At 64.0% G+C, this 15,401-nt stretch carries 7 protein-coding genes; all 7 read right to left on the reverse strand.

The window, feature by feature from the left end; all coding sequences use genetic code 11:
• Nucleotides 1-69: 69 nt before the first annotated feature.
• On the reverse strand, nt 70-1,128 hold the full coding sequence (locus tag IT430_20365) for an NAD(P)-dependent alcohol dehydrogenase (GenBank protein MCC6910295.1): 1,059 nt from the start codon (nt 1,126-1,128) through the stop codon (nt 70-72).
• 246 nt (nt 1,129-1,374) lie between these two features.
• Nucleotides 1,375-3,975 (reverse strand): polynucleotide kinase-phosphatase, encoded by a 2,601-nt coding sequence (locus IT430_20370; GenBank protein MCC6910296.1) that lies wholly within the window; start codon nt 3,973-3,975, stop codon nt 1,375-1,377.
• A complete protein-coding gene (locus IT430_20375; protein MCC6910297.1) occupies nt 3,972-5,426 on the reverse strand; it encodes a 3' terminal RNA ribose 2'-O-methyltransferase Hen1 in 1,455 nt (484 codons plus the stop codon). Before IT430_20375 ends, IT430_20370 begins: the two co-directional genes overlap by 4 nt.
• 196 nt (nt 5,427-5,622) lie before the next feature.
• Nucleotides 5,623-6,069: a hypothetical protein gene (locus IT430_20380; GenBank protein MCC6910298.1), complete on the reverse strand. Its 447-nt coding sequence runs from the start codon at nt 6,067-6,069 to the stop codon at nt 5,623-5,625.
• Nucleotides 6,070-6,312: 243 nt separating this feature from the next.
• The gene (locus IT430_20385; protein MCC6910299.1) at nt 6,313-6,489 is read right to left on the reverse strand and encodes a hypothetical protein; all 177 of its coding nucleotides are present in this window, start codon (nt 6,487-6,489) and stop codon (nt 6,313-6,315) included.
• Nucleotides 6,490-7,361: 872 nt separating this feature from the next.
• A complete protein-coding gene (locus IT430_20390) occupies nt 7,362-7,721 on the reverse strand; it encodes a hypothetical protein (GenBank protein ID MCC6910300.1) in 360 nt (119 codons plus the stop codon).
• Between the two features lie 22 nt (nt 7,722-7,743).
• The gene (locus tag IT430_20395) at nt 7,744-15,309 is read right to left on the reverse strand and encodes a hypothetical protein (GenBank protein ID MCC6910301.1); all 7,566 of its coding nucleotides are present in this window, start codon (nt 15,307-15,309) and stop codon (nt 7,744-7,746) included.
• Nucleotides 15,310-15,401 lie beyond the last annotated feature (92 nt).

Raw genomic sequence — 15,401 nt, forward strand, 5'->3', positions numbered from 1 at the left:
CTGCCCCGGCCGTCCGCCGGCGCGAAGCACGCCTTCCGCTTCGCGCCGGCTCTCTTTTTGAGCGGCACTTCAGAACGCAATGAGCGGCTTGATCATGCCGTCTTGCTTCGTCTGCATCATCGTGAAGGCCTTGCGGATGTCGGCGAACCGGAAGCGATGCGTGGTCATCGGCAGCGGATCGACGCGCCGGCGCTGGATGAGCCGCATGAGCCGGGCCATGCGCTCGGCGCCGCCGGGGCACAGCGCGGTGCGAATGGTCTTGTCGCTCATTCCCACGCCCCAGTCAAGGCGCGGGATGGGCACCGTATCGCCGTCGCCGTGGTAGCCCACGTTTGAAATCGTCCCGCCGGGGCGCGTCGCACTCACGCATGCCGCAAAGGTACCGGGCGAGCCGAGCGCTTCAATGGCGGTATCCACGCCTTCGCCGCCCGTGGCCTTGCGGATCGCTTCGACGGGATCTTCCTGCGTGTAGTCGATGATGAGATCGGCGCCGAACTTCCGCGCCATGGCGGCACGATCGGGCTTGCTCTCGACGCCAATGACCAGCCCTGCGCCGCACAGCCGCGCGCCGACGGTCGCAATCATCCCGATCGGCCCCTGGCCGAACACCGCCACCGAGCCGCCGATGGGAATGTCTCCGTGTTCGGCTGCGATGAAGCCCGTCGAGAGCATGTCGCAGCAGTACACCGCCTGCTCGTCGCTCAGTTCATCGGGAATGGGCGCCAGATTGGCCAGCGCATCGTTGACGTGGAAGAACTCGGCCATGTTGCCGTCTTTCACGTTGGCGAACTTCCAGCCGCCGAGCATGCCCTGGCACTGCGACGTGTACCCGCGCAGGCAGTTCGTGCAGTGGAAGCACGGCGTGATGGCGTTGATCGCGACGCGCTGACCGATTCGGAACTTTCCCGCCGCCGCAACCGCTTCGCCCAGTTCGTGAATCACGCCCACCGCCTCGTGACCCAGCGTGAGATTCGTACGCGGCCCGATCGCGCCGGCGACGGTGTGCGTGTCGGACGTGCAGATGAGTGCTGCCGTCGTGCGGATGATGGCGTCGTTGGGCCCCGGCCGAGGCAAGGGCTTGTCCACCACGCCGACTTCCCCAATCCCGTGCATCACGAACGCTTTCATGGTTGATGTCATGACAGACCTCCTGGCGGGGCTCAATAGCGCATGGGCGCACACAGCGGCAGGGGGATGCCGTCTGCGATGTGCGCGTTGGTCAATTGTCCACGGCCGCGGCCCGCGCCCCCATGCGGAAATGCCCCTGATCTGCAGAAGCGCCAGAGCATTACCACTCTGCAACGCCTGTTTCCGCGCCAAATGAGCGGTGCGCCGGCCGGCGCCTATCCGGGGCCGCGGCAAGCGAAAGCGACTTCACAATCGCGGATCGACCGGCTCGCTCTCCATCGCCAGCACGGCAAACACGCACTCATGCACCCGCCGCAACGGCTCGCGCCGCACGAAGCGCTCGAGCGACTCGACGCCGAGGGCAAACTCCGCCAGCGCCAGCGAGCGCTTGCGGTTCAGGCCGCGCTTGCGCAGGCGGACGAGATTCTCCGGCGCGGTATACTCCGGGCCGTAGATGATGCGCAGATACTCCGGGCCGCGACACTTGATCGCGGGTTGGAGCAGGCCCTTCGTGCCGCGCGCGATGAAGTCGAATGGCTTGACGACCATGCCCTCGCCGCCTCGGCTGGTCAGTTGCATCCACCATTCGATTGCCTGGGCGGTGTCAGCTTCTTCATTCAGATTCACTGCGCGAAACGGCGTCGCCAACAGCAATCGCTCGTCGGCGGCGCAGAGGCGAGCAAGCGTCTCCATGTGCCACTGGTGATCGCGGCTTGCATGCACCGCCTTCTCGCTGGCGAGCAGGTGGAACGGAGCGAGCTTGAGATCATCGATTCCCGCCACGGGCCAGCAGTAATGCCGGTACGCGGTGGTAAACTGATTGGCCATCTGCCGCCGCTGTGCAAACTTCTGCCTCAATGGCGCTACTCCGTCGCCGTATACAGCGTGGGCTGCATCGAGCGCGGCAACCGCTTCGCCCAGCGCGTGGCGCGCCGCCGAGCCGACGGCAGCGTACTGCTCGCGGAGCAGCGCCTGCGCCTTGGCCGACCACGGCATGAGTTCGCAATCCAGACACAGCCACGACGTTTCCAGTTCGTCCCACAACTTCGCACGATCGACCGCGCTGTGCACACGCTGCAGAAGCGCCCGCTCAAGCGCACCATCGTCGAAAAACCGGCGACCCGTGCGGGTGTAGCAGATGCCGATGTCCTGCGTCCCGTCGTGTGGCCCGTTGACTCCGAAGCGCTGTCTCGCGGCTTGCGCATCCCGGCAGATGACCACGACCGCCCTTGATCCCATGTGCTTTTCTTCGATCAAGACGCGTCCGACGCCGCGCGTGCGGTAGTGTTCGAAGGCTTCGGCGGGATGCTCGAGGTAGCCCTCGCGCTCACTCGTTTCGCTTGGCGACATCGTCGGTGGCAGGTAGATGAGCCATCGCGGATCGGCGGCGAAACGGCTCATGACTTCGAGGGCGGCGGTCGCGTTCTCTTCGCGCAGGGTAATGTTTCGATGCAGCCGCGTGTCGATGATGCGCTTGCCCGCGACGTCAGCAAGGTTGAGCGCCGTGTCGTGCTGCTGCTGAGCGGTGAGTTGGATCACGTCAACTTCCGGCCGCAGCGGCCGGGCCGGCGCCGCATATGGCCGCTGCGCCTCCACGGAGATGAGTTCGCGCGTCGGGTAGCGCAGCGCCGTGAGCGATCCGCCGAACACGCATCCGGTGTCGATGCAGATGGTGTTATTGAGCCAATCGGCCTGCGGTACGGGCGTGTGCCCGTAGACGACCATGGCCCGCCCGCGGTACTCCGCCGCCCAGTTGTAGCGCACGGGCAGACCGAACTCATCCGTTTCGCCCGTCGTTTCGCCATAGAGACAGAACTCGCGCACGCGACCGGAGCCTCGCCCCTGCATGTCCTCCTTGAGGCCGGCATGCGCCACGACGAGGCGACCATCGTCAAACACGTAATGGCTCACGAGGCCGTCGATGAACACACGCACGTGTTCGATAAACTCGGGCGGCTGGCCATCGAGTTGGGCAACCGTTTCGGCCAGGCCGTGCGTGAGCTGCACGTTCTTGCCGCTGAGCTGGCGCAGCAGTTTGATGTCGTGATTGCCGGGAACGCAGTGGGCCTTGCCCTCGGCCGTGAGGCGCATCACCAGCCGCAGCACCGCGGGCGATTTCGGGCCGCGATCGACGAGATCTCCAAGGAAGACGAGCGTGCGCGCTGCGCCGTGCTCATCTGCAGGCGGCGTGACGAGCCAATCGCCTTCCGCACGATTCGCCTCGCGATGGACGGCGTAGCCGAGGCGGTCGAGCAACTCGATGAGTTCGTCGAAACAGCCGTGAATGTCGCCGATGATATCGAAGGGCCCATGTTCGTGCTTGCGATTGTTCCACAGCGGCGTGCGCGAAAGCAGCGCCGCGTCCACCTGCTCTGGCGACTCCAGCACCCAGGTGTGTCGAAAGCCCTCGCGGCGCAGGCCCCGCAGGTGGCGCCGTAGCGCCAGGCGCTGATTGCGGACGACGTGCGGCCCGAAGTCGCGATCCGGGCGGGTGCGGTTGCGGTCATGGCACAAGCGCTCGGGCAGATCGAGCACGATGGCCACTGGCAGGCAGTGATGCTGCCGCGCGAGATCGACGTATTTTCGCCGATCTTCCGGCCGCAGATTCGTCGCATCAACCACCGTAAGCAGCCCGTTCTTGAGTCGCTTTCCCGCGATGTAGCAGAGCACGTCAAAGGCATCGCCCGTGGCGGCCTGATCGTTCTCATCGTCGGCAACCAGGCCGCGGCAGTAGTCTGACGAGATCACCTCGGTGGGCTTGAAGTGCTTTCGCGCAAAGGATGATTTGCCCGAGCCCGAAACCCCGACGAGCACAACCAGCGACAGTTCCGGAAGTTCGATGTTCATCGCACCGCCTCCGATCCAGAATGGAAGGCGGAATGCGCATCGCGCTTGAACACTCCCATCTGCGTCGGGCTGCCGACCTCGGCATCCTCTGGACCGACCGGCAGGAAGTGCACGCGGTAGCCATGTTCGTTCGCCACGCGGCCCGCCCAGTGCCGGAACTGATCGCGAGTCCACTCGAACCGGTGGTCGCGATGGCGAAACGCCCCGGCCGGCAGCGTTTCCCAGCGAACGTTGTACTCACGATTGGGAGTGGTGATGACCACTGTTCGCGGCTTGGCAAACTCGAACACCGCGCGTTCGAATGCCTGCAGGCGGGGCTGATCGAGGTGCTCGATCACTTCGACGATTGCCGCCGCGTCGAAGCCCGACAGGCGGTCGTCGCGATAGATGAGTGAACCGTGGCGCAGGTCGATGCGCTGGCGCAGGTGCTCAGCCATGCGCTCGAAGCGCAGCCGCTCCGCCGCGCGCTGCAGACTGCCCAGCGAAACGTCGACGCCGACGATGCGCGTGAACTGCTTTTCCTGCAGCAGCAGTCGCAGCAGGTTTCCTTCGCCGCACCCCAGGTCGAGCACGCTTGCGGCGCCGCCGCCCTTGAGCGCGCTGACAACCGATCCGAGGCGCTGCTGATTCAGGCTCAGAGGCCGCTCTATGGCTTCTTCTTCCGCTGCGTGCTCGGCTTGGGCGGCATCGGGGTCCAGATCGTTCTCACCCTCCGTGAGCCGCGCGAGCGCATCGCGCGAGAGTCGAGACTGGTACTTGAGATAGCGCGTCGTGATAAACTCGCGATGCGGATGCTCCTTGAGCCAGTCCTTTCCGCGAACGAGCAACTTCTCGACTTCATCCTCGCCGACCCAGTAGTGCTTGTCGTTGTCAAGCACGGGAATGAGGATGTAAAGATGCTGCAGCAGCGACTGAAGAGTTGTCGTTTGCTTGAGCTCAACGGAAAACACGTGACCTTCGCCCCATTCGGGAAATGCCTCGTCGAGCGGGTGAGCCGCGATCTGCACTTCGTACCCCAGCGGCTCGAAGAGCGAGCGGATCATCGCTTCACCGCCGCGGCAGGAAACGACGGCGATGCGGGCGGCCAGTGCCGTTGCGCACTGCACGAGCTGTGGCCGCTCCTTGCAGCGGCCGTTCATGGCCGTGGCAAACAAGCCGTTCATCGCCACACTCAGGAACGAAGAGGCGACATACGGCCGGTCGTTGACATACTGATCGAGCCCGCGCTGGCCGCGCATCGACCCGCCTCGGCGCACGAGGGCCACGGGATCGACATCAAGCAGCACCGCCACCTGGCAGCGCTGTTCATCCGCCTGAGGATAAAAAACGTGCACATGGCCAAACGACTGTTCGAAGGTCTGCACCCGGGCCGGGTTCTTGTGCAGCAGATAGCCCAGATCCGTGGCGGGGGATCCATCGGGAAAGCGGGTTGCGGCAATCGTCAGCAGCATCTCGGTTCATCGTAACAGCGCCGATCGACGCCGCGCGACGCTCCTGAGGCGCCACGTGGAGGCGGAGGCGTTGCGGCGCAGACGGTGCGTGCCTGCAGCGCCGGTGGGCGCGCATCTTCGGCGTGCCGCGACGCCGCATGGAGCGGCGCGCAGCGCTATCGATGCAGATGCGTCATCAAGTCTCGACCGAGCGGCGTCAGCGCACCGTGTAGCGCCCGCGGCCCTGCTTCTTGAAGAGGTCTTTCCGCTTGAGCAGGGTGAGATTCACCATGGTGCGGAAGTTGGCCGCGTTGGTCTTGTAGCCGCTGCGGAGCACGGCTTCTGCGGCATCGCCCACGCTGAGCACCTTGCCCTTGAGCGCGTCCTGCAGCGCCGCGGTGAGCGTGGTCTTGTTCATGGACCTTGTCCGGGCGGCCTTGGAGCGGCCGACGCCGCGCCGCGCGACGCGGCCGCGCGGGCGAGCGCCGCTCGATGGGATCGAGGCGGCTGTTCCGCCGAGCGCTGCGATCTCCGCGTCGATGTGCGCCAGCTCGCTTTCCAGTTGGCGCCGGCGCGATTCGACCTGGCCCAGTTGCGAGGCGCGGCGATCGAGTTCGCGTCGAAGTTCAGCGGTGGAAATCCGAGTGAGTCGGGGTGCGGCCATGATGACATGCCCTCTGAATTGCGGTTTGGGTCTCTTCGCCTGGCCGGTGCACGCAAGCTGGGGATGCATCGGTGGAACCACTCGGCCGAGCCGCCGAGTTCACAGGTTAGTATACGCCGCAGGCGCAGCGCGCCGCCACCGCCGGTCGATTTCGACCGGCCCGCTGAAGTTGGGGGGACAACTATGCAGCCGGTGTGGCCGATCAGGCAGCCACAGGTGGGGCGATGCGAGAGCAGGCCAGCCTCAGACCCGCTTGGGCGAGCCCTGGCCATCCGTCTCATCGAAGACATCATCGAGGCGCGCCAGTTCGGCGAGAATCTCCTTTCGCCTGGCCTGCAGTTGCGCCAGTCGCTCCTGAGGATCCTGGCGTGGACGCCGCGGCTGCCCGCTGTTCCGCCTGCGATGTCTCGGCTTGCTCACGTGCCGTACCTCTGTGCGCAGGCGGTTACGGCGATACGCGCCGTCAGCGCGCCTGCGGTGGTTTATGTTCACGATTCAAGTGGAACCACTCGCGCCGCGATGCGGCGTGATTATGCAGGCGCTGTTCGACGCGCCGGCGAAGCGCCGCGTGAGCGATGACACCCAACCAAGTGGCCACCAGATCATGCGGGTGCATAATACCATCTATATTGCCTATCCACTATCGTTTCTCAATTTATGCGCTGAGAAATTGAAAAATGTTTGTTGTTGAGCCGGTCTTCTCGGGCCACTGCCGGCGTCGCGCCATTTTTGCGCCGCATCCGACGGCCGCCGCGCGGAATTCGGGCCGTTCCACGGCCGCTTTCGCGCTGACCGGGTCTCCTCGCCGCGGCGTCGGGAGGCGGCCAGGGCGCAGGCTTCAACATTATCCACATTTGCGGATACCAGAGTCAGCTATATTGGCCTCCCGCCTCGGCAGGAATTGAACCCGCCCCGGCGGCGGAACCCCCGCGCTCGATCAAGTCGACCGCTCCGAGGTGCGAGCCGGCGGGCCGCGCCCGCCGAGGGCCCGGCCTGTTCGATCGCCTCGGTCACGGCCGTGGAATCGTCCGGAACTGACGCCGCAGGCCGGGCAGCGCGAGCGGCGTGCCTTCCCTTTGCGGACCGGTCGCGGGTGGAAGATGGACGGCGCCGCCGAGTGCGCGCTGGAGTTGTCGCGCCGGATCGAGGGGCCGGCCGCCGACGATGTCTGGCCGGATCGCCTCGCCTTCGGGCGCTTCGGGCCGTGTGGCCAGCTCGACTACCCGTGAAGACGGCGGCGCCGGCTGGGGGTACGCGCAGCGATCGCCACTCGTCGGCCGTGCGGCCGACCGTCAGGCGATGCTGCGCAGCGCCCCGATTCCACCGGCCGCCGGGAGAGCGTCGAACTCGGTCCACGCGGCTGACGACAGTTGCGACTCAGTCATGAAGACCATGTTGACAGCCAGTCCGGCAGGCTCGTTGAGCCCGCGATCGAAGGACTGTCCAACGTACCGAGGCGACAGAGAAACGCCGACATAGACGCTGCCGTCGAGACGCACCGGGCGATCCAGCCGCAGCCTCATGATCTGACTGCCGCCCGACGGGCTCCCGATCGCGATGCACGTCCCGCAGATCGGCGATGGATTCTCATCATGGAACTCGAACGGATCGGTCACGGCGAGGCTGAATCGGCGGCTCAACAGAAGTGCCATTTGCTTCGGAGGCTCCTTCTCTCTATTCCAAAGGAAGCGGATCGATCTTGATGATGCGAATCGGAATGCCGCCCGGCCCGTAGACGGTGAATTCAGTGCCTCCCCCAGGTTGGCCGAATTGTGGCTTTACCCGAGTAGGAGGACACGTACTGCATTTGGAATCAAACTCGATGCGGGCGCGCCGCGTCGGTGCTCGTTCGAGGGCTAGCGAATGTTGAGCGTCGAGGCCGGTGTCGTATACATCCCTTGTCACGTAGTTTCGTCCCGGCCTGCCACCTCGCAAGAGTCCGGTGCGTCCCATTGCCTCCATTTCTGCGACACTACCATATCGAACACAAGAGATGCCACACCGCACTCGCGCCGTGCTTCCTGTCAAGCAGCCTACAGCCTTCGGTGCGGCACGTCCCGCTAGGCCAAGGTATCCTATATTCCGAAAGGAATCACCAAGAGAGTGCATATCGCCTTCAACGACTGCTGTAGCGATTCCATCCGCCCAGTTGTTCGCCGCGCCCCAACCTATCTTGCAGACGAGAACAGGAGTGGTCGAGTCGGGTGAGTCCTGGCGCGCCGTCTCAAGCGTGCGGTGGATACGCGACTCTTCCAGATATTCGTCATCCATCAAGTTCAGACTCGTTCCCACATAGATCACGGACTCCTTGACGACGAAGTCGATGGTTCGCTTTGCGCCAACAGCCAAATCGCACGCATCGCCACCAATGTCAGTCGCAGTGCCCCACAGCACTTCCTTTGCGTAGAAGAGCCAATCATTCAATCCTCCCTTCCCGTCGGGGCCGAGGAGGCCGATGAAATCGAGTTGTCCGATCGGTTGACCATCCACGTAAAGGTACAGCGTCGCGCCGCCATAGAAGCCGATCGGATCCCTCTCCAGCCACCTCCCCAGGACCGGGTCGTACCAGCGGAAGCGGACGGTGTACTGGCTGGTCTCGGGGTTGAAGACGTAGCCGTCCCAGGCGATGGGGTTGTCGGGGCCGTGGACGAGGGATGTTCCACTGCCAGTCGAGTTGAATGAGACCTGGCCGTTGGGCAGGGCCGCCTGGGCCGAGTTGCCCGTGAGCGCCTGGAGGGTCAGGAGATCATTGCTGTCAATCACGCCGTCGCGGTTGAGGTCCTGCTCGACCATGTAACCGCCCTGACCGATCGAGTTGTTTCCCGAGCCCATGGTCGCCAGGATGGCGTTCTTGTCCGCAGCGCTCGCCGCGCCGTCGTTGTTCACATCGCCGCCGAAGTGGTGGCGCGCCTTGCCGTAGGCTTCGTAGGTGTTGCGCTCGACCACGCGCGCATTGCTCGAGTCCACCATCGCCACGGCGCTGAACTGGGCGTCGCTGAGGTAGTAGAACTCCTCGTCGTAGGTGTCATCGGCGTCAAGATCGCGCCGGCGGAGCACCGCATCGTCGATGTAGCGCTTGCCCCAGACGATCTGGGCCCGCTCATCTTCAGTGAAGCCCGACGACCACGAGCGGTCGATGCGTTCTTCGAGAAGTTGCCAGTTGGCCGAGTAGTACATGAGGCGCATCTCGTCCAGGCCCGGTCCGCCGACGACGGGGTTGCGCGACCGCTTCACCGTGCGCCAGTGCAGGGCATTGTACTCATACTCGCCCAGCGGCGTCGTGCCGACGGTGACGGATGTGAGCCGGTTCCACGCATCGTGCGTGTAGTACATCGTGCTCGTGCCCGTCTGGTTGGGCGACTCGGTCATGTTGCCGGCGTCGTCATACGCAAAGGGCAGCGCCGGCGGGCCGGTTACCGGCGTGAGGTCCTCGATCTCATTGGCTGCGTTGTGGGTGCGCAGTTGATCTTCAGTTGATTCATACGCGCCATCGCCATCGCTGTCGCGCCACGAGGTGTCCCAGTTGCCGAGCATGTCCAGGGCCCACTTCTGCCCGCCGACCGCAGACGACCACGAGCCGCCATCGGCGCCGCGGTCCGCCTGCTCGAGGCGATCGAGACCGTCATACGAATAGACAAAGTCGCGATCAACCCACGTCGCGCCGGGCCGAGCATCGCTCATCGAGAGCCGATTGCTCGTGCGGTCATACGTGTAGTCGAGTTCGATCAGCGGCGGCAGGTTCGGCAGGCTACCGAGACCGGTCGTGTAGGCGCCATCGACCCACGCCTGTTTCTTCACGCGGCCGAAGCGATCCCAGCCGGGATACACCCCCGCGTTCTGCGTCTGGTACGCTTGCGTGCGCCGCTTGCCGTTGTGGCTTACCGTCCGATCCAGTTGCACATCCGCCGTCGCGTAATCGACGGCAGCAATCATGCCCAGGCCGAGGTGTTCGTAAAGCACAAGATCGGTCTGCGAGCCATCAAGGACCATGCGCGTGAGGCGCGCAATGTCATCGTCGAGGCTGCTCTGCGAACCATAGTGATGATCGAGCACTGAACCATCGGGATACGTCAGCGTGCTCAGCCGGCTGCGGTTGCCGGCGCTGACGGCCGCCGAGTCGTAGGCGTACTGCACGCGCCGCGTGTTGCCCGTCGGCACGCCGCTGCCGTCGTAGGTCACCACGCCGTCGTAGTCCTGGTAGATCTGCTCGATCTGCCAGAGCGGCGAGTAGGCAAACTCAGCCTGGTTCTTTGCGGTCGTGCCCGCGACGTCGGTGTATGAAGTCACGCTCTGCAGCCGGCCGAAGTCGTCGAACTGCACACCGATGGAGAGCGCCCAATTGTCAATATCGCTGCCCGGTGCGAGCGTCACAGCGTCGAGCGTCACGCGCCCGAGCGCATCGCGGCTGTAGGTGTGGATCGTCTCGTTCTGATCCTCAACGCTGAGCAGTTCGCCGAGCCGGTTGTACTGGTAGAGAACCTGGTACGTGCGGCCGGTTCCCGCCTCGCCGGTGGTCTCATCCGGATAGTGGACCGCGCCTAGCAGGCTGTTGGAATCCAGCAGCGAGCCGCCCGCTGTGGTCACGCCGTAGAGGTACTCGGTCTCCTGCACTTCCGAGTCGTTGGGGTCGGTCGTCTCGGGCAGGTGTGCCACCTGCTTGCGGATGTTGCCCACGCCGTCGTAGACAAACGACGTGACGCGATTCACGTCGTCCTCATCGCCGATGTCGGTGACTTCCCAGCGGTCGAGCGTGCCGCTCCAGGCGATGGCGATGCCTGACGTGTCGTCGTAGTTCTCCACGACGGCGACGCGGCGGCCCATCATGTCGTAGGCGAACTTGGTCTCTTTGCCCAGCGAGTCGATCTGCAGATCGACCAGGCCGCGCGCGTTGTACGCCGTGGCCTCGATGATGAAGTTGTTCCAGAAATAGGAGTCGTAGTCGGGCGTGGTGGACGGCGGCCAGTCGGCGGGTGGATTCTGGCCTTTCTCAAACTCGTTCGACGTATAGCCGTCGCCGACGCCAAAGTTGGCGCTGCGGATGCGCCTGCGGAAGTCGTCGTAATAGAAGCCCGCATAGAGCGGAACGGCGGTGTCCTTGGTCAGCGCACCGGCGCCGGTCGCATCGTGCAGACGGTGGAACGTGCTCACCAGGTCCAGCGTGCCCCGCCGAGGCGAACTCGCATCACGGTCGTACTCATACGCCATCTGCTCAATGACCTCGTCGGTCGCGATGCTGCCGGACACTTCGCCTTGGTTGTCGATCGGCGGCGAACCATCGCGCCCGGGGCCGTGGTCGTACAACTCACCATCGTGCACGACGTAGCGCGTCTTCATTCGGCCCATGCCGTCGTAATCCGATTTCACAACCGGCCAGTTCGGATCCCACATCACCACCGGCCGACCCACCGGGTCGTACCACCGGTTGGATTCAAGAAATGACGGCGATACAGCCGTCGGGTCGATTGCGATCGACTCGCGATACGGCAGGCCGCGCTGACTGAACTCGCGCTTCACGTACAGCCCGCGGTCGGTGAGGTCCTGGTCGATGTCGGTCGGCTCGATCTGGAACAGCGCCTGCTCAAGCACGCGATCGAGATTGTCATACTCGACGATCTCATGCGGCGGCAGCGGGGAGATGGTGCGCATCGGCCTGCTGCGGAAGTCGTAGTGCACCTCGGTGTCGCGCACCACCGGGTTCATGCCCGACATCTCGCCGGTGAACAGGCGCGTCAGCGTCAGGTTGCCATCGCCCTGGCCCTGTTCGGGCTCGCCGGTGTGATCCCAGTCGTAGAAGAACTGGGCGACAGTGTCCATGCTCTGTTCATCCGTGCCGGTGCGCACTTCGAGCACGCGATCGAGCACGTCATACGCGTGATACTCGGTGATTGTGCCGTTGGCGTCGGTCATGAACTGCACACGGCCGAGGTCGTCGTACTCGATCGAAGTCGTCTCGGGGCTGTGGCCGGTGTCCCACCAGTCCAGCGTCGACTCGACGAGTCCCGAGAGCGAGTGCGTCACTTCCGCGCGCGACAGTTGCGTGCCAAGGCTGTAGTCACCTGCGGCGGGGTCGTAGTTGGCGATGTTGTCGATGGCGTAATCGCTGCGGCCGATGACGTCGTTATCCACGTTGAACCAGGTGACATTCGCAGGGCCGTTGGTTTCACTGCCGTTGGTCGCGGGCAGGATGACGGCGGCGTAGTAGGTGTCGAGCGTGGATCGCCCGGCGAATGGCCGCATTTCGCGATAGGTGTAGGTCGTTACGTCGCCGGGCAGCGTGATGCTGCGAATCCGACCGGCGATGTCGTACGCGTAGGTCGTGGTGAGCGAGCCGCCGTCGCTGTTGCGGCCGTCCCAGTCGTTGTTCGTCAGGGTGGGCAGGTTGATGGCTGACGGCAGGCCGGTTGTGTCGGAGTTGCGGGTGACAGAGAGCACCTTGCCGGCTGGCTCGTAGGCGCCGGAGGCGTCGAAGATGCGCTTGGTCAGCGCGCCGTCGGCCGCGAGCGACCACGTGTTGTTGCCCAGCGTGTCGAAGAGTTCGGCGGATGAGTAGACGTCGCCGGTGCCGGTCGGCCCGTTTTCGGCCGCCAGTTCGGCTTCGCTGGCCATGCTCGTCCACTTGATGGCGTCGCCGGAGTGGAACGCGTAGCCGAAGGTCGTCGTTTCAATTTCATCAGCGGTCGGGGAGGCGGACTCCGTTCGATAGCGTCGCAATTCGGTGACGAGCCAGGGTCGGTTCGCGTCGAAATCGCAGTCCCAGATCTTCGTGTAGTTCGCAGGATCTGAGTCGTAGCCCTCGCGGAGGCGCTGGCTCTGCACGCGGTGATCGCTGTAGGTGTAGGCGTAGACGAGGCCGGAGGTGGTGCTCGCGACGTAGTCGGCTTCGGTTGACGCCGTGCCGATCGTGTAGTCGGACACGGCGGATGGCATCATCGCGAATGCCGTCTCGCGCAGGGCCGTGTACTCGTAGGCGGTGACCCACATGCGGCCGTCGGGGTCGCCGGAAGCGCCCGGCTCGACAAGGGCATACTGCATCAGATAGGGCGTCGGCGCTTCGGTTTCGCCGAGGTCAGCCCAGTCATAGAAGTGGTAGCGGTAGACAGAGGCCGAGCCGCCGACGTACTCGTCGATCTGCGTGGTCTTGAGAGTACCGACTTGCGGGTCGTGGTACGCATATTGGAACCGCTGGGACTCGCCGGAGCTGCCGCTGCATCCGCAGCCGGTCTGCACATATTGTCGGGACACCTTGCTGCCGGATTCTTCGTACGCGACGATTTTCGAAGCGAGGTCGATGAGCTTGGGAGAGCCCGGTGCACCAAGTTCGTCCCCGTCGTCGAGCATGAGCAGAGCGGCGGCAGCGGATTCGACGTCGGTGTATCCAAACTCCTCCGCGTATGCTTCGATCTGCTCGGCGCCGATGATCATCTTCAACTGATGGTCTTTGCCGATGACGGTGAGCCGCCCGTCGCTGCTGATGCGGCTGGTTACAGATGTGTCGTGGTAGCGGTACTGTGTGATGCGGACTCGGTCGGCGGGCTCGCCCCCCGTGCCTTCACCGTCGACTCTTTCACGCACAATGACCTGAATGAGATCGCCTGCGGTTCCCACTTCCGTGGAGGTAAACTGATTCGGATCTTCGTCCGCCTGGTACAGGTATTCGATCATGTGCGTTTGAATGGGCACACCGGCCGGCGTGAAGCGCACGATCTGGATGCCCGTGAGCGTGCCGTCCAAGCCGTATCGATCGCTCGTGTTCCAGAAGAACCTGATCTGGGCATCCGGGTTCGCGGGATTCGCGGCGCTTCGACAGTCGATCGAAGTCAGCCTGGCGACCGGAGGAGACGCGCCAAAGTCCGTGTAGTTGTACGTCCACGAGTTGCCGTACATGTCGCGGCGCTGCTTCATGAGCCCGACTTCGTGTGCATCAACATTCTGGCCACCGCTGGCGAGATAGTCGATCTCCCAGGCGCCAGGCTCTGTTTGCCGCCACACCGAGTACTGCACCGAGTCAATCGTCAGTGTCGTTGACTTCAGAAACAGATTGGTCGGGCCCGCGGGGCGGTAGAGTTGGTCAAGCCCCTGCACATACTCGACTTTGTCCCAAACGGGAGGCGTGTTGCACCAGGGTACCTGGTTCTCTCCGCTTTCGACCTCCTGAATGAACCAGAATGGAGTGGCGGTCCAGTTTCGACCGACGAGATTCGCTCCCGAGTAGTTGTGCTGGCTGGAGTAGTCTCGCCTGATGGTGAACGATCCACCCGCGAGCGGAACTGCCGCATCCGTAAAGCTCTCCCACTTGTCGCCGTAGGCGACGTGGACCGGCTGCTCGGTCAGCAGCGGGTTCGGGCAGGCCGACCCGCTCCCATCGCCGGTTCGCGTTCCCGGATCCTTCGTCGGACTCTCGCTGAGGACCAATTGCGAAGGGTCGAAGGCGCAAAGCATCCACTGAAACAGATCCGACAGCGTGGGCGCCTCGCCATGGAAGTAGTCACCATATACGGCAACAAGCTGCATCAGCCAATACCCGAGCTCGGCCGAATCGCAACTGGCAGCCTTGGCCAGCATTAAGCAGCAGGCCTCCTCGTTGAACGCCTGGCGCGGGTTGTTGTGCTGCACCGGATCAAAGGCAATGAGCTGGAAGTAGCCCGAAGCGTCCAAATCAGAACAGCTGATGTAGCTGCTGGGGATGACGGTGATGCGGCACTTGCTGTTGCGGACACAGATCTCAAGACCCTCGCCGGGGTGATCAAGGTCCGGCGGGCACGCCAGATCGATCGTACTGAACGTATACGGCACGTCCACCCACTGCGCCATCTCGCAGGTGTTGGTTTGCTCGTAGAGATCGAGGTTTTCTCCGGTAGGAAACGGAGCGTCGACCACTTGCATGGTCCACTCGGACTCGCGATTGAGAAATGAGGGGCAGTGGGTGATGGTGAGGCCGGGATCGGTCCACGCGTACTGCTGATCCTGGCAGTCTTCGACCAGCGGCGTCACATTGTCGTGCCACACGTTGCACGAACATAGCGAGAACTCGCTTGGATTCGCGAGTGTCGCGGTGGCCTCCCACCAAGTGAAGTACGGCTTAAGCGTCCAGCCGGTTGCGTTCTCGCAGGTGTCTTCCTCGTCGATGAATGCGTACTCGTACGACAATTCGAACGTGACGTAGAACTCCGTATCCGGCCCGAACGCGACGAACTCCGTGCAGGGGTTCTGGGCCGAGACGATCCGGGGCGCAAGCGACATCAAGGCGATTGCGCCAGCGGCCGCGAGTGGAGCCGGGGCCGTCAGCCTGCCTGCCGTTTGTGAGAGCCGGGCGATGAACCGCTGCGAACCTC

This window comes from Phycisphaerales bacterium (genome assembly GCA_020852515.1).
Taxonomy (GTDB): domain Bacteria; phylum Planctomycetota; class Phycisphaerae; order Phycisphaerales; family UBA5793; genus UBA5793.